This window comes from Polynucleobacter sp. MWH-Svant-W18, assembly GCF_018687495.1.
Lineage (GTDB): Bacteria > Pseudomonadota > Gammaproteobacteria > Burkholderiales > Burkholderiaceae > Polynucleobacter.
In genome coordinates this window covers 1,064,308-1,080,384 of record NZ_CP061293.1, presented here as the reverse complement: position 1 = coordinate 1,080,384, position 16,077 = coordinate 1,064,308, and the positions used below count along the sequence as shown (strand labels likewise).

Sequence of the window (16,077 nt, the reverse complement as noted above, 5' to 3'; positions counted from 1 at the left end):
AAGGATTTAAAACTGAAGTAGGGTATTTCTGGTGAGTTTCTGAGGCTTAATATTGTGTGACTCAGATAGACTGGCAATTTCTTGCATGATGGCATCTCCGCCATCAGGCTTTAAATGGCAAACCCATACTTGAAGGCTAGAATCACACGCCTTCGAATTAAGCTTATCTAATTCTTTCATTAATAAAGAAGGGGATAGGTGACCAGATACTATCGCCAGTTCTTCCTCTTGATCGGAGAACGAAGTTTCAATAATGATGTGCTTGATTTGCTTTTGTTGGTTTATTGCTTTCCACAAATCATCGCTCATACCAGTGTCGCCACTAAAGACTAATGTTCCGCTACCAGAGTTAATCGCATATGCATTGGCTGCAATGCTATGGTCTACCGGTAAAGCGATAATAGAGATGCCATCCATTTTGAATGGCTCATCGATTTCAAGTAAGTGAAGTGAAATAAAAGGGTTCTTGGCACTTGGTATTTTTGTGAAATCAGGCCAAATCACATTATTAAAAATATGTTCTTGTAAAGCATGAATGGTTTTGTAGATGCCATAGACTTTTAGTGGCTTGTCTCTTGAGCCCCCAACGGCATCAGCAATAAATGGAATACTGCAAATATGGTCTAGATGACTATGCGTCAAAAATACATGATCAATTTTTCGTAATTGATCTAGGGTAAGGTCGCCAACACCAGTGCCAGCATCAATGAGAATATTCTCATTGAGAAGTAGGGAGGTGGTACGTAGGTCTGCGCTAATGCCACCGCTACAGCCCAAAACTCTTAAAGTACAGGTCATGGTGTATTTTAGCTATTAAGCCCGCAGCCCGCTATTTTTTGGTGAAGGTGAAGCTACCATCCCAGTTATCTCCTGGCGGGTTATCACGCAGCAGGGAAATCCTCTCTAAATAGAGCTCATAAAGCACTTCCCCAGTTGCAGGGTGATTGGTTAATAAGAACTCAAATTGAGTCTGAGCGCTATCCCAGGATTGATCCCGATAGGCCTTCAAGGCTTGCTCAAAGAGTGCTAATGCCGCTAATGTGGATTGATCCACCGTTCCTGCGAAGCCTAAGGGCTCATAAATTGTGACAGCAATATCTTTGCCCTTCACCTTTACCTTATCTAGTTCTCTGGCGATGAGGTCAGGAAGGTGTTTTCGGGTTTCATCGCCAATGATGATGGCCACACCATATTCTTTAGTAATGCCCTCTAAGCGTGACGCTAGATTCACGGCATCACCCATCACAGTATAGGCAAGGCGGATTTCAGATCCCATATTGCCCACACTCACACGACCAGAATTTAAGCCAATACCCACCTTAATGGGGGGCCAACCCTTTTTAATAAATTCAGCATTGAGTACCTCCATGGCGGTGAGCATTTCAAAGGCGGAGATGACGCCTTGTCTTGCATGCTCCTCATCACTAATTGGTGCACCCCAAAACGCCATGATGCAATCACCCATGTATTTATCAATCGTGCCACGATTTTTATAAATGACTTTAGTAAATGGTGTTAAGAAGGCATTAATAAATTCAGAAAGGGTTTTGGCATCTAAACTTTCGGAGATCGTTGTAAAGCCACGCACATCGCTAAACAAAATAGTGAGTTCACGACTTTCTCCTTCCATGCTGAAATTGGCTGGCTCTTTTGCCATTTCATCAACAAGTTCGGGTGGAACATATTGCCCAAATAAACCGGTAATCAAACGTTTGCTTCTAGACTCAACAAAATAGCCGTAGGCAATATTAAAGAGATAGACACCTAAGATGCCCGCTAATAGAGAGGCTAAGGGAAGAACTATTCCTTTTTGGTAGGCAAAAAGATTTAGCCCAACCATGGATCCAAGCGCGAGAACCGATGCAACGGTGCCCCACAAAGGGCTAAGCCATGGCAGCAATAGTGCAAGTGCAATTCCGAGTAAAGCAATTAAGGCTAAATTTGCAGCATTAGTCCATAAAGGCACTTGCTTGATAGTGCCATCCAAAATACCTGTGATGATATTTGCATGAATCTCCACACCAGGATAGGCATTGCCGACGGGAGTTGCTCTTAAGTCCAACAATCCTGGAGCAGTGGTGCCGATTAAAACAATCTTGCCTTCTAACTTCTCTTTAGCAACCGATTTATTGAGAACATCACTTGCAGAAATATATTCAAAACTCTTATAAGGTCCGCGATAAGGAATAAAGCTAGCAAGTTGGCTATCTACTGGAAGAATTGCACCGCCAACATCAAGGGATTCAATCGCACCAAAATAATTGGGGGCATTGGTAAATTCTTTCCCATCTGCATCTAGAGTTTTTATAGGAAGACTTCCTAGTAATGCTCTAGCGCTTGCTAAACCAAGAGACTCGTAATATTTACCATCATGCATCACTAACATCGGAATGCGCCGAATAATGCCATCAGAGTCGATGATGGGGTTGATATGGCCACCATCTGTTGCGTTACTTTGTAAAAGAGCTAGGTTGCCTGTAAATCCTTGTCGCATCAAGGGGTCAGCGACCGTCAAAGGAATCTGAGCAGTAGTTAGAACATCGGGTGGCAACACTCCTTTTTGATCTTTATCACCGGGAAGTAAAAAGCTATACCCGAGAATCACTAGGCGATCTTTAAAGCTTGCTGCAAACTGCCCATCTAAATCTAAGAGTGGTTTGATGCGTGAATACTTTGACTGAAAGCTGGCATCGTTTTTAAACTCAGTATTGGCAAGTCCCTCAATCGTACGAATACCAGAGGATTCATCTCTTTCAGAGAAGATGACATCAAAGCCTGTAAGGGATACGTTGTAGTCATCATTGAGTCTATTGACCAGCAATGCCAAACGATCGCGCGGCCATGGCCAGCGACCTTCACCGCCAGCTTCGCGCTCGCGCAAACTTTTCTCATCTATATCAACAATAACTACACGTGGATCAACGCCACCGGGTGCGGTTAAACGCAGGCGGACATCATAAATAATCCCATCTAAGCGATCCATAAAGGGCAGTGGCAGCCATCCACCAGCCTGAGTTGCAAATACCACAACAATCGCAAAGCCTAAGCTAATGCGAGGAATGCGTTTTTTTAATCCCGCAGCAATTCCCTTAAATTTGTTGAACATGAATTTTGCGTCTCTAGTAATTATTGTTATTCACAGAATGACTTAGAAAAATCATATCAGTTAACTTCATGTAATTAATTCATCTAACAAAATTAATAATGGGTTAAACGCGCACACACATCTAACAAATGCTAAATACATGGTGATATATTGGAAGCATATAAGTAGCATTGCATTGTTAAAACTTTCACTTCACATCGAGCCTGAGATGCCCAAAAAGACCACTTCTGCTACTAAGCCCGCTGTAACTGGTGAGATTAGCAAGAAAGATAAATCTACTGTTAGTACAAAAGTACTAAAAAAATCTGTTGAACCCAAAGCAGCCCCCAAAAAGAAAGCAGTGCTTAAAAAAGGCGAGAGCAATAAACAAGCCAAGAAAGATGGCGGAGTAGCTGAGATCTTCTCTAGAGCGCTTGAGCTCCACCTGCAGGGAAAGTTACAAGAGGCGTGGGCTCTATACCAAGAAGTCCTCCAAATATCGCCCCAGTACTTTGATGCGATTCACTCTTTAGGTCTTATTGCCGCCCAAATGGGTAATTTTGATATGGCAATGCAGTTCTTTGAGCAGGCGGTGGTGATAAACCCTAAAAACCCCCAAGTGCATAACAATATGGCCAATACCCTAGCTAGCCTAGGTAAAGGCAATGAGGCTTTGGCTCAATATGACCTGGCCGTGAGCCTTGAGCCAAATTACGCAGAAGCCTTCAACAATCGTGGAATCTTGCTAAGAGGCTTAAAGCAGCTCAAGGAGGCGGTAGAGAGCTATAGTAAAGCGATTGCCATTAATCCGGGATTTGTGGAGGCTTTTTTTAATCGAGGCAATGCACTAGTAGAGTTAAGGGAATTTATACCCGCCATTCAGAGTTATGACAGAGCTATAGACTTAAATGCAAACCACGCAGCAGCCCTCAATAACAGAGGCGTTGTGCTAAGGAGTCTAAAAAAAGCAGATCTAGCGCTCAAAAACTTTGATCGAGCCATTGCCATCAAGTCGGACTATATAGATGCGCATAATAATCGTGGCTACACCTTATTGGATCTAAAGCAATACAAAGAGGCAATCACCTCATTTGATAATGCACTCACGCTAAAACCCGATTTTCAATCTGCAATTGAGGGTAGAGCGGAGGCAATAAAGTTGTCTGATTGACCTCTTGGACAATGCCAATAACTGAGTACCCACTCAAGTAGCTGTCAGCTGATAGGGTGGCTAGTTCATTTGTACTAATAGAGGCTCTTCTTTAGTACTAAAAACGATACCTAAAATAATCCCTCATAGCTACTAGTAGAAAAGTAGCACCCTCCCATTTGATATAGATCAAATAAATCTATTCTTTGTTCCATGGTCAAAGTAAATCCGCTTAGAAAAAACCCAAGGAGAGACAGGGCTCCTCGTGTCAAGGCTTCTTTTCCTGTGCACCTCTCAGGAAACATCAGAGGTGTTACACAGGATATCAGTGCCACAGGGATTTATCTAGATTTAGATGCCAACCAAGAGCCAGGATCCATTATTTCCTTCTGGGTGGAATTAGACACCGCAGGAGCCAAGATGAAGTTGGTATGTGAGGCACAAGTAGTCAGAGTTGAGCAAGCAGACGGCAGAGTAAAAGTTGGAACCAAAATTATTAGTCAAGAATTACAGGCATTAAACCGATAACACTTTAGATATTTAACCATTAATAGTAACAAGTGAACAAAGTTGAGGAGATTTAAAAATGGCAACTGCACCAATCAAAAATACCGTTTCAATTGCATCTGTGGGAGGCTCTGATAAGACTCTTTCATCAGCAATCAACGATCGTACTATTTCAGGTACTGCTACAGCTGGATCCTATCTAGTCATTACAGATGAATCGGGAAACACAATTTTGTGGAGTGGTAAGGTTGATTCCTCTGGAAAATTTAATATATCCCTATCCAGCGAGCAGGTTGAATCTTTGGGTCAAGGTGCAGAATTAATTAAAGCCTTTATTAAAGCAGATGCTTCCAGCTCAGCAGTTTTGGCCAGCTCTAGCTTTGCTGCCAAGGTTGATACAGTTGTTCAAACTTCCATATCTATTAACTCTATCGGAGGTCCGGACAATATTGTTAACCTCAAGGAGTCACAGGAGTCAGTTGTTGTATCAGGCAAGGTAACAGGCGATTTCAAAGGCGGAGATATTATCAGCATCTCCGGCAGTGCTTACAAAGCAAAAGTTGAGGATGACGGTCGATTCGCAATTGAGGTAAAGGGCGCTGATCTTTTTAAAATTGCTGGGGAAAAATCACTTGCACTAACTATGCTAGCCCACGACGCTGCTGGTAATGAGGCCGTAGTGAATAGCGAACTCAAATCTTTCTCAGTAGATGTTTCTGTAGATGCACAGTTCAAAAATATTAAATTTGGTTCAGAGTCAACCAAGGACTTATTCATTAATTCGAAAGAAGTTAACCAAGATGTTTTAGTTTCTGGAACCCTTGAAGGAAGGGGTGAATTTAAAGCTGGAGATGTTGTTAAATTTACTGCAAATGGAACTGTTTATAGTGGTACTGTTGACAGTAACGGTTATTTTGCGATTAATGCCAAGGGGGCTGATTTAGCAAAGCAAGCCCAGATTGAAAAGACTGAAAAAGATGATGATCACAAAGAGTCTTCTAATAAAGCCTCAATCAAAGAAGGCCTCCACAACCTCACCTTTAGCGTTGTTGCTCACGATGCCGCTGGTAATACTGGAACGATTACTTCTAATGTTTCCTATACAGTCGATACGATTCTTGACGAAGGTAATGACCTTGTAGCCAGTTTGACTAAAACAGTTATCAATGGATCGGATAAGGCATCTGCACCATTCACCGTTACAGGTCTTGATACTGGCTCAACCGCTCACATTACCTTCACTGATCAAAATGGAACAACAGTTGAAAAGGATGTCTCGGGTAATGGGTCAAGCAGTATTGATCTAACAACACTAGCTGATGGCGAAGTAAGTGTTTCTATCACCACTGTTGATGTTGCGGGAAATACATCCTCTGGCGCAATGGCTCGTTTATTTTCAGTTGCTAATGGCAATGTTGCATCGCTTGGGGGCGATGCAAGTCTAATATTAGATACCTCTGCTGACATAGGCGCAAATCTAGCGGTTACTGTCGCAGATAAACTCACTAGCAATAGTGAGAAAACGGCCGTAACTTATAGCTTGGCAGGTCTAGATGCCGATGCTACTGCAACCATTACTTTTAAAGATATTTATAACAAAGAAGTTACCGTCAATAGCATTACTGCCAATGGTGATGGTACTGTTGATCTATCTAGTCTAGCTGACGGTAATATCACTATAAGCGTGAGCGCTACAGATTCTGCTGGTAACTCTGTCAATGGTTCTGGGCAATCTACTGCAACTGTATTAGATACCCAAGCAGCAGCTCCTTCAGTAGCTTTGACATCTGATAGCGGAAAATCGAACACTGACAAGACTACTAATGTTGGTACTTTGGATGTGACCGGTACTGAATCTGGCGCAACTGTTGAGTACAGCACAGACAGTGGCGCTACTTGGAGCAGCAGCTTTAGCGCAGCAGAAGGCCTTAATAACGTTAAGGTTCACCAAGTAGATGCAGCTGGCAATACTTCAGCTGCAACTGCCTTTAGCTTTACATTAGATACCCAAGCAGCAGCTCCTTCAGTAGCTTTGACATCTGATAGCGGAAAATCGAACACTGACAAGACTACTAATGTTGGTACTTTGGATGTGACCGGTACTGAATCTGGCGCAACTGTTGAGTACAGCACAGACAGTGGCGCTACTTGGAGCAGCAGCTTTAGCGCAGCAGAAGGCCTTAATAACGTTAAGGTTCACCAAGTAGATGCAGCTGGCAATACTTCAGCTGCAACTGCCTTTAGCTTTACATTAGATACCCAAGCAGCAGCTCCTTCAGTAGCTTTGACATCTGATAGCGGAAAATCGAACACTGACAAGACTACTAATGTTGGTACTTTGGATGTGACCGGTACTGAATCTGGCGCAACTGTTGAGTACAGCACAGACAGTGGCGCTACTTGGAGCAGCAGCTTTAGCGCAGCAGAAGGCCTTAATAACGTTAAGGTTCACCAAGTAGATGCAGCTGGCAATACTTCAGCTGCAACTGCCTTTAGCTTTACATTAGATACCCAAGCAGCAGCTCCAAGCCTAGCGTTGGCTACCGATACTGGAACTAATACTTCTGATGGCATTACAAACATATCTACCGTCAATGTCTTAGGTATTGAGAGTGGCGCAGCTTGGCAGTACAAGATGGATGCCGGTAGTTGGACTAATGGTATTGGTTCTAGCTTCAACCTCACCGGAGGACAGCACACCTATTCTGTGCATCAGACGGATGCGGCAGGTAATGCCAGCTCTACTTCAGTAGGCACTATCTTTACTTTAGATCAAACGGCGCCATCAATAACAAACGGTAGTTTCGTAAAGGACTCCCCGATTGGTGCTATTTTCAGCAATAAAGGAAACTTATCTGGTGATACCCATTTGGAGTACAAGATTGGCGCTGCCGATAGTTGGCATGTGGCTACTAGCACACAAGTAGATTTTCAAACCGAAGGAAAGTGGTTTTGGAAGCTTGGTACTGGAGACGCTGCTTCTTACTCCTTCCAAATTGCTGATGATGCCGGAAACTCATCGGGTGTTAAGACATTTACCGTAAGTGGAAGCAAGTGGGCACCAATTACCCTGGATATGAATGGCGATGGTCAAATCGATTACCTGTCAAGCAAGCCTGGTGTTACATATGATTACTTGCATGATGGCACTTCTGCATCAACAGCATGGGTGGCTCCTCAGGATGGTTTATTGGCTTTCCAATTAACTGATGGATCACTCAATATTGCCTTCTCTACACAAAATGGAGAGACTGACTTGCAGGGCTTGGCAAAATCTTATGACTCCAACAATGATGGTGTTTTGGATGCTAAAGACACACAATTTTCCTCATTTGGAGTCTGGCAAGATGCAAACTCAAATGGTCAGGTTGAATTTGGAGAATTTAAATCTCTTGGTGATCTCGGTATAGCAAGCTTGAACCTGAGGTCAGATGGTCAGATAGGCTTGTTGGCGAATGGTGATGTCTTGGTGTTTGGTCAGACAAGCTATGTAAAAGTTGATGGCAGCACTGGAATTGCTCACGACGCTCAATTCTCAGGCACGGTTGTCACTATTGATACTCCGGTTGTAGCTGATGCCCCAGCCCCTGCGCCAACAGTAGATATTCCAGTAGTGGGAGTAGTACCAGATCACGCACCAATTATTGTTTAAGTAGTCTGTTTGGTGGTTAGCCTGCTTTGTTCTTACAAAGTCGGCTAACCATTTCCATTTCCGTAGTCCGCGTCTACAATGTTCAAAAGACTTCTTAACTAGATGCAAAAATTCCTTAAACCCCCTCCAGCAGATAATGAGATTCTCGTGGCCTTATATGGCTACAAGAAGATCTTCCGCTCGGTGGGGTTTTTTACTGCTTGCATGAACTTGCTGTTGTTAGTCCCCTCCATTTATATGCTGGAGGTCTATGACAGGGTGCTAACTAGTCGTAACGAGTTCACGCTCTTGATGTTGTCCCTGATCATCTTATTGCTGTATGTGATCTACGCAGCTTTGGACGCCATTCGCAGTCATACCGTAATTGAAGTAGGCAAGAAAATCGATGCTGAACTCAATCATCGTACCTATACCGCTGCCTTTGAGCAAAATCTCAAGGTCAAGGGTGGTAATGCAGGTCAAGCTTTAAACGACTTAACGACTATTCGTCAGTTTGTAACCGGTCCATCTCTGTATGCTTTCTTTGACGCGCCATGGTTCCCGTTCTACTTAGTAGTGATCTTTCTGTTTAATGGCTGGCTGGGATTATTTTCCTCAGTCTGCGTATTGATTCTGATTGTCTTAGCCTTTGTAAACGAATCTGCTACTCATGAACCCTTATCAGAAGCGAGTACTTTATCGGTTCAGTCTTCCAATATCGCCAGCAATAATCTGCGCCAAGCAGAAGTCTTGGAATCGATGGGTATGTTGCCAGCACTGCGTGATCGCTGGTTTGCTTTGCATAGCAAGTTCTTACATATGCAAGCCCTGGCAAGTCAACGCGCTGCCACGATGGGGGCAATGACCAAGTTCTTCCGTACCTTAATGCAATCTTTGGCATTAGGTTTTGCAGCCTTTTTGGTTCTGGAGAACAAACTCTCGCCCGGCATGATGATTGCCGCCACCATATTGCTGGGTAAGGCAACCGCCCCTGTAGAAATGGTGATCGGCTCCTGGAAGCAGTGGCGTGGGGTAGTGAGCTCATATGACCGCCTTAAAAAACTCCTCGCTGATAATCCACCCCGTGTTGTTGGCATGAGTTTGCCAAGGCCAAAGGGGTATCTAAGCATGGAAGGGGTGTACGCTGCTCCCCCAGGTGTTACCAAACCCGTACTCAAGAACATCAATTTTGCGATTGAGCCAGGCGATGTACTGGGTGTCATTGGGCCCAGCGCTTCTGGTAAATCCACCTTAGCCAGAGTAGCCGTAGGTATCTGGCCATCCACCCCTAATGCCGCTCGGATAGATGGAGCTGACGTCTATCGCTGGAATAAAGATGAGCTAGGACCGGCCTTGGGCTATGTTCCCCAAGATATTGAAGTCTTCCCAGGCACTGTTAGTGAAAACATTGCCCGCTTTAGAGAGTTTCAACCAGAAGATGTCATTGCTGCGGCACAGTCTGCTGGTGTGCACGACATGATTTTGCATTTTCCGGAAGGCTATGACACCCGTATTGGTGATGGTGGCATGGGATTGTCTGGTGGCCAGAAACAACGTCTGGCATTAGCCCGTGCACTCTATGGCAAACCGAATCTCGTTGTTTTAGATGAACCCAACTCAAACTTGGATGAAGTCGGTGAAGCCGCGTTAGTGAGAGCCATTCAAGAACTACAAGCCCGTAAGGCCTCAGTCATTGTCATTACCCATCGCATTCCAATTCTACAAGTGACAAATAAGTTATTGCTCTTACAAGATGGCAATGCCCGTATGTTTGGGCCAACTGCACAAGTGATGCAAGCCTTGCAAGGCAAGCCTACCAATACAGCTCCTGGAACAGCCGCCGGACCTGGCGAACAAGTAGCTACCTCCAATTCTGCTGTTACTCCTACAACTGCTGCTACAGCCGCTTCAGTAGCTACTGCAGATCCCAAACCGCGTAAACGCATTGCTCGTAAACGGGTGCTTAAAGAAACCGTTGATATGGTGGATATTGTTGAAGCGACACCAGAAAAACCAGCGGAGGCAGCGTGATGAACGAGCCTGTGCAAAAAGATAGCGCTGAGCAAGCTGTTTCTACTAGTAGTCAGGAACAAGCAAATACTGCTGCAACCAATTCATCTAAAACCGAAGACTTCAAAGCAAGCACTGCATTGGTAGTTGGTAACGCAGCCAATATCACCAAACAAGCGGTATCAACTGCCATGACCAAGCTATCAGAAGGTTATGTTGAGTGGCATGACTTGCGCACTGGTAAGAAGGATGAAAAGTATTTCTCCTGGTTGGGCTGGCAAATTCTGATTTGGGGATTTGGTGGGGCACTTTTATGGGCATTCCTAGCGCCGATAGAGAAGGGTGTTTCTGCATCTGGATATGTCATTACTGACAGTAACCGTAAGGCTATACAACCTGCATTTGCAGGAGTAGTCGATGACATCTTTGTCAAAGAAGGTCAGCAGGTCAAAGCGGGTGAAGTACTGGTTAAGCTCAATCCCATCAGCGCTAAAGCACAAGCCAATGCCACCAAAGAAACTATTGATGGCTTGGATGCTCAAGTCAAGGGTTTGTCACAAGCGATTGCCCAGAAGAAACAACAATCCGCCTTATTGGAAAGACAGTTAGTCGGTTTGCGTGAGCTCGCTGCTGAAGGCTATATGGCCAAGAACAAAGTGTTGGAGTTAGAACGCCAGCAATTGCAACTCAAGGCATCAATCTTAGAAGACGAAGGTAATCTCATTCGTACTAAGAAGCAAATGAGCGAGCAACAAGAAAAGCTCAATCCCTATGAATACGATTTGGCCAATACCGAATTGAGATCCCCCGTAAACGGCCAGGTCGTCAATATCACTATCTTTACCAAGGGTGGAGTAGTCAGCCCAGGGCAAAAACTGATGGAAGTAGTACCAACAAATGAAGCCATGATTGTGGAGGGGCAGCTACCCGTGCATTTGGTGGATAAGGTGCACGTCGATCTGCCTGTGGAGATGATGTTTACCGCATTTAATACTAATCGCACCCCACATATTCCTGGGGTATTGATCTCGGTAGGTGCCGATCGCATTGTTGATGAAAAAACTGGTAATCCCTATTACAAGATACAGGCGATTACTACAGCACAAGGTGCCAAATTATTAAAAGACTTAAAGGTTCGCCCTGGTATGCCAGTCGAACTCTTTGTGAAAACTGGTGAGCAATCCATGATGACTTACTTGATGAAGCCTGTCTTTGACAGAGCCCATTCAGCAATGCGCGAGGATTAATGATGGCATTAAAAAATCCATCCCCAGTTTTTCCATTTAGAGGAACGCTATTTCGTCTTGCTATCACCCTCTTTACAGGACTTACTACAGGCTTGGCAATGTCGCCAGCATTTGCATTAGATCTTATGCAGTCTTATGAGTTGGCGCTAAAGAATGATCCGGTCTATCGTTCCGCTAGTAAAGATTACGAAGCGGGGATGGAAAATAACGGAATTGGCAGAGCGGCAGTATTGCCTAAGATAGCGGCGCAATATAACCAAAGCGCGAATAGGGCAACTCAGTGGGGTGCGCAGTATACCGGTGGCCCACAGACATCGACTAATTGGAGCTATCCAAGTAATTATTCATATGTGCAGTTAACTCAGCCTATCTTTAGCTTAGAAGCCTTTGCCCGCTGGCGCCAAGGTGTAGCTCAGGCTGACTTTAGTCAGTCTAAATTTATTTTTAATACCCAGGATTTGTTGATTCGGGTGTTGCAGGCTTATACGGACCTTCTTTTTTCCCAAGATCAGTTGCAATTTCAGGTGGCAGAGAGAGATGCTTTCTTTGAGCAATACAAGGCTGCAAAAAAACTCAATCAGGGTGGGGAAGCATCGATTACTGATATGTTGGAAGCAGAAGCTGCATATCAAGTAGCGGATGCCAAAGTAGTAGATGCAAAGGATGCAGTTGAGAACGCGCGCCGCAAATTTGTTAGCATTATTGGCGAACCTGTAGAGGATATTACTAAGGTAAATAAACTTTCAGGCAATTTCCGATACCTAAATATGCCTACCATTCGGTTTGAAGACTGGAAAGATAAGGCACTTGCAAGCAATGCAGAATTAAAAGCAGCCGCAAACAATATGGAAATTGCCAAACAAGAATATCGGAAAAACCATGCAGGTCATTATCCAGTGGTGAACTTGGTTGGCGCACTAACCACGCAGCAATCTAATACGGTTACCAGTATTAATAACACCACTAATCAAAGTTACCTGGGAGTGCAAGTGAGCTTACCAATCTTTAGTGGTGGCGAGATCAATGCCCGCAGTTCACAAGCCTATGCTAACTATGAAAAGGCCCAGGCAGATTATGAGGTCACTAAAGACAAGGTAGTTACTGAGCTTCGCAAGCAATTTGACCTAGTGGTATCTGGTAAGCAAAAGGTCCAAGCTTTATCGACTGCTCAAGAGTCAGCAACTCAGCTAGTTAAGTCAATGCGCAAGAGTGTGCTGGCAGGAGAGCGCATTAATGTGGATGTATTGCTGGCGGAGAAGGGTTTATTTAATACTCGTCGCGATTTAGCGCAGACAAAGTACAACTATTTGGTTGCCTACTTAAAATTAAATCAGCTTGGTGGAAGTCTTGAAGTAGATGACTTTGAAAAAGTTGCTATCTACTTTAAGAACTAAGAGGACAATGCACCTTTAGTTTTTAAATATAGTCTCATTAATCGTTGCACCAATACCAATGCGGCCAGATATTTCTTCAATGCGGATCACCGTCCCGTGACACTGAATTTGAATAGGGCCACCAGGCGTATCAAGATCTAATACAAAATCGATATCAGATCCTACACTTTGGCTCTGATCAATCTCAAAGTAAATTCCAGTAGTGCTAATATCTTTGACGATCCCTTTAGAGAAGCCTACCGAAATGGGGAAGGAGACCGGATGCCTCACTGCTCGTGTTTTCTTTCTGACGCTGGTGCGAATGGGTTTTGATTTCATCTCACCAATCAGCGATTTTTGGTAAAAAACACTTTTCCTAACATGGTTAAATCATAAAGATCTCATGTCAAAAAGTCTGTAGTAGATACCAACCGAATTGCCCAGGGGCTTATACGGGTAGGTAAAGCTTAATGAAATTAGACCCCCAGGAGCAGGGAATAAAGTTCAATATGGCGAAGCACTTAAGCGTCTGTAGAGCGACGCTTTGGATGTGCGTTTGGATTATCTGTTTTTTGAAACTTGCCACAGAAAACATAGAGCTCCATGCGGTTACGAACACCCAATTTGTCGTAGATCGAGGCTAGGTGGTTGCGTAGCGTATGTTCGCTAATGTGAAGGCTCTCAGAGATTTGTTTCAAGGTCTTTTCAGAATGAAGCTGAATAGCCCGTGTTACTTTTTCTTCTTTGGAAGTAAGTGTCTTCAATTTTTTCTGCTCAAGACTCAATTCTTTAGGAGAGTTCGCTTGGGCAATTTGCAACAAGATACGGGAGGTGGCATTGCGATTAAGCCAGAGCTCGCCAATATGTATCTTTTCAATGGCCTTTAAGAGAATATCCACGGGCTCTGTTTTATTGATCACACCACGCGCACCTTTAACGACCGATTGATCTAAAGCTGTTGGATTTTGAGTCGAGGTATAGACGATTACCTTGGCTTTTGTTTTATCGATTAGGGTAGAGATGAGGCCAATACCATCTTCGTCGCCTAATTCAGGGTCTAAGACGATGACATCGGGTTTAGAGTTGATAGCGTGCTTTAGGGCATCTTCAGCATTGGTAGCTGTTGCGCATACTTGAAAGCGACCATCTTGTTTGATGAGTTGATCAATGCCCCAGAGTGCAATCTGCTGACGGTCAACGACCTGAACTTTAATCAAGTTGGTATTGGCGTCAGTATTCATAAGCATGCGCGCAGTTTAACTGGTTTTAAACCTATTACTAGTACTTTTAAACCATAGGTATGCACCGATTGGGTGAATTTAGTATTTATCTACTAATTAATATATATTAATTCCATTTATTCTTTCAATTCTTACTTTTTTAATGATGTTGATTCGTCGGCGCTATCAAAAAGTGCCTTATCTATACGGCAGTATTCACATTTCCAACATTTTTGTGACTCGACTCTTGTTTAATTCGCTGTTTAAGTGCACATCAATAATGCTATTGGGTTTGGCGCTATTCTCACCATCCGCTTTTGCGCTTGAAAAGATTGTACTTCAACTCAAGTGGTCTCATGCCTACCAATTTGTCGGATATTACGCAGCAAAAGAAATGGGTTATTACGAGTCTGCCGGTCTTGATGTGGATATCAAGCCCTTGCAAGCCGGTCAGGATGTTGTTACCGAAGTGGTTTCTGGTCGAGCAAATTATGGAACAGGTACTAGTGGTTTGCTCTTAGCCAGGCAGGAGGGCGCACCGGTAGTTGTTATGGCTACTATCTTCCAGCACTCTCCTTATGTAATTATCGCTAAGAGATTTACTAATAATCAAAGTATTCATGATCTAAGTGGCAAGCCTATTTTATTAAGACGTTTGTCAGATGAATTACTGGTTTATTTAAAGCGTGAAAAAGTCAATCTCAAGAATTTAACTGACTCCTCGCCTGGGATGGATACGGTTGAAAAGCTCATAGATGGTTCTGTAAGTGCCATCTCAGGATATATTAGTAATGAACCCTATCGATTATCACAAGCAAAATTTCCCTACGATATCTACAGTCCTCGATCGATTGGCATTGATATGTACGGCGATAATCTATTTACAACTAGCGATGAGCTAAGTAAAAACGGCCAAAGAGCAGAGCGTTTTCGGGTTGCCAGCCTACAGGGTTGGGAATATATATTAAGTCATCCTGATGAGGCGGCCGCAATTATTCAAAAATATGCCCCAGAAGAGACAAATAAAAAAATTCTATTTGAGCGCGATAAACTCAATCCCTTAATACGAGCCGATCTTGTGCCGGTAGGTTTTATGAACCAAGCCCGCTGGCGGCATACGGCTTCAATTTATATTGAAGCTGGTGGACTTGATCCAAACTTTTCTTTAAAGGGATTTATTTACGACCCCAATCCCAAAAAAGATTTATCCCTTTTATATATCGCATTTGGCTGCACATTATTCGTCTTGTTAGTGGTTGGTGGTATTGGGTACTATATTTTTCGCCTCAATCGTCGTTTGAGGGAAACGCTATCTCAGGTACAGCACTTAGCGCACCATGACACCCTGACTGGGCTGCCCAATAGGGCGCTCTTTGCTGATCGCTTACAGCGAGCCATATTAAAGGCTCGCCGAGAGAAAACTCTTTTTGCTTTGCTCTACATTGATATTGATCATTTTAAGAGCATTAATGATCAATATGGTCATCACGCAGGCGACGAGGTTCTCAAGGCGGCCTGCAATCGCATGATGGCCTGCATTCGAGACTCAGACTCATTAGGCCGCTTGGGTGGCGATGAGTTTGTAGTTCTGCTGGAGGATCTTGGTTCAGCAGAGGATGCTCTAGAAATCGCGAAAAAGATTCAGTCAGCTATCGCATTGGGTGTATCAGTTGCCGGTGAACCGATCAATACCTCCATTAGTATTGGGATCTCGATTTACCCTAATGATGCCGACTCGATAGAGGATTTATTTAAGTGCGCCGATACCGCAATGTATCACTCTAAGATGAATGGCAGAAATTCCATTCATTTGTATACAAAAACTCCCCAATAAAGAGAAAAATAATGGGATTT

Annotated in this window: 11 protein-coding genes; 7 read left to right on the top strand and 4 right to left on the bottom strand. The window is 43.7% G+C overall.

The window, feature by feature from the left end; genetic code table 11:
• Positions 1 to 6: 6 nt before the first annotated feature.
• Complete coding sequence (locus C2757_RS05610; RefSeq protein ID WP_215373382.1) at positions 7 to 798, bottom strand: 3',5'-cyclic-nucleotide phosphodiesterase; 792 nt, start codon at positions 796 to 798, stop codon at positions 7 to 9.
• A gap of 31 nt (positions 799 to 829) precedes the next feature.
• On the bottom strand, positions 830 to 3,106 hold the full coding sequence (locus C2757_RS05605; RefSeq protein WP_215373380.1) for a CHASE2 domain-containing protein: 2,277 nt from the start codon (positions 3,104 to 3,106) through the stop codon (positions 830 to 832).
• A 208-nt stretch (positions 3,107 to 3,314) separates the two neighbouring features.
• Between C2757_RS05605 and C2757_RS05600 the strand changes: the two genes are divergently transcribed.
• The 6 genes from C2757_RS05600 to C2757_RS05575 all read left to right on the top strand — a co-directional run bounded on the left by C2757_RS05600 (position 3,315) and on the right by C2757_RS05575 (position 13,024).
• Positions 3,315 to 4,256, top strand: coding sequence for a tetratricopeptide repeat protein (locus C2757_RS05600; protein WP_215373378.1), 942 nt, complete (start codon positions 3,315 to 3,317; stop codon positions 4,254 to 4,256).
• A gap of 192 nt (positions 4,257 to 4,448) precedes the next feature.
• Positions 4,449 to 4,763 (top strand): PilZ domain-containing protein, encoded by a 315-nt coding sequence (locus C2757_RS05595; protein ID WP_215373377.1) that lies wholly within the window; start codon positions 4,449 to 4,451, stop codon positions 4,761 to 4,763.
• Between the two features lie 58 nt (positions 4,764 to 4,821).
• The gene (locus tag C2757_RS05590; RefSeq protein ID WP_215373375.1) at positions 4,822 to 8,394 is read left to right on the top strand and encodes an Ig-like domain-containing protein; all 3,573 of its coding nucleotides are present in this window, start codon (positions 4,822 to 4,824) and stop codon (positions 8,392 to 8,394) included.
• A gap of 102 nt (positions 8,395 to 8,496) precedes the next feature.
• Positions 8,497 to 10,404: a type I secretion system permease/ATPase gene (locus C2757_RS05585; protein WP_215373374.1), complete on the top strand. Its 1,908-nt coding sequence runs from the start codon at positions 8,497 to 8,499 to the stop codon at positions 10,402 to 10,404.
• Positions 10,404 to 11,630 carry an HlyD family efflux transporter periplasmic adaptor subunit gene (locus C2757_RS05580; protein WP_251366718.1) on the top strand — a complete coding sequence of 409 codons (1,227 nt, stop codon included), beginning with the start codon at positions 10,404 to 10,406 and terminating at the stop codon, positions 11,628 to 11,630. The genes C2757_RS05585 and C2757_RS05580 overlap by 1 nt, the downstream gene beginning before the upstream one ends.
• Positions 11,630 to 13,024, top strand: a complete 1,395-nt coding sequence (locus C2757_RS05575) for a TolC family outer membrane protein (protein WP_215373372.1) — start codon at positions 11,630 to 11,632, stop codon at positions 13,022 to 13,024. Before C2757_RS05580 ends, C2757_RS05575 begins: the two co-directional genes overlap by 1 nt.
• A 15-nt stretch (positions 13,025 to 13,039) precedes the next feature.
• Here the strand turns inward: C2757_RS05575 and C2757_RS05570 are convergent, their stop codons facing one another.
• Positions 13,040 to 13,342: a PilZ domain-containing protein gene (locus tag C2757_RS05570; RefSeq protein ID WP_215373370.1), complete on the bottom strand. Its 303-nt coding sequence runs from the start codon at positions 13,340 to 13,342 to the stop codon at positions 13,040 to 13,042.
• A 182-nt stretch (positions 13,343 to 13,524) separates the two neighbouring features.
• Complete coding sequence (locus C2757_RS05565) at positions 13,525 to 14,250, bottom strand: response regulator transcription factor (RefSeq protein ID WP_215373369.1); 726 nt, start codon at positions 14,248 to 14,250, stop codon at positions 13,525 to 13,527.
• Between the two features lie 136 nt (positions 14,251 to 14,386).
• On the opposite strand from C2757_RS05565, the gene C2757_RS05560 reads away from it, so the two are divergent.
• On the top strand, positions 14,387 to 16,057 hold the full coding sequence (locus C2757_RS05560; protein ID WP_215373368.1) for a GGDEF domain-containing protein: 1,671 nt from the start codon (positions 14,387 to 14,389) through the stop codon (positions 16,055 to 16,057).
• The last annotated feature ends 20 nt before the right edge of the window (positions 16,058 to 16,077 follow it).

Coding starts and splice junctions, on each gene's coding strand:
- C2757_RS05610 (WP_215373382.1), bottom strand. CDS start 798: ATGACCTGTACTTTAAGAGTTTTGGGCTGTAGCGGTGGCATTAGCGCA.
- C2757_RS05605 (WP_215373380.1), bottom strand. CDS start 3,106: ATGTTCAACAAATTTAAGGGAATTGCTGCGGGATTAAAAAAACGCATT.
- C2757_RS05600 (WP_215373378.1), top strand. CDS start 3,315: ATGCCCAAAAAGACCACTTCTGCTACTAAGCCCGCTGTAACTGGTGAG.
- C2757_RS05595 (WP_215373377.1), top strand. CDS start 4,449: ATGGTCAAAGTAAATCCGCTTAGAAAAAACCCAAGGAGAGACAGGGCT.
- C2757_RS05590 (WP_215373375.1), top strand. CDS start 4,822: ATGGCAACTGCACCAATCAAAAATACCGTTTCAATTGCATCTGTGGGA.
- C2757_RS05585 (WP_215373374.1), top strand. CDS start 8,497: ATGCAAAAATTCCTTAAACCCCCTCCAGCAGATAATGAGATTCTCGTG.
- C2757_RS05580 (WP_251366718.1), top strand. CDS start 10,404: ATGAACGAGCCTGTGCAAAAAGATAGCGCTGAGCAAGCTGTTTCTACT.
- C2757_RS05575 (WP_215373372.1), top strand. CDS start 11,630: ATGATGGCATTAAAAAATCCATCCCCAGTTTTTCCATTTAGAGGAACG.
- C2757_RS05570 (WP_215373370.1), bottom strand. CDS start 13,342: ATGAAATCAAAACCCATTCGCACCAGCGTCAGAAAGAAAACACGAGCA.
- C2757_RS05565 (WP_215373369.1), bottom strand. CDS start 14,250: ATGCTTATGAATACTGACGCCAATACCAACTTGATTAAAGTTCAGGTC.
- C2757_RS05560 (WP_215373368.1), top strand. CDS start 14,387: ATGATGTTGATTCGTCGGCGCTATCAAAAAGTGCCTTATCTATACGGC.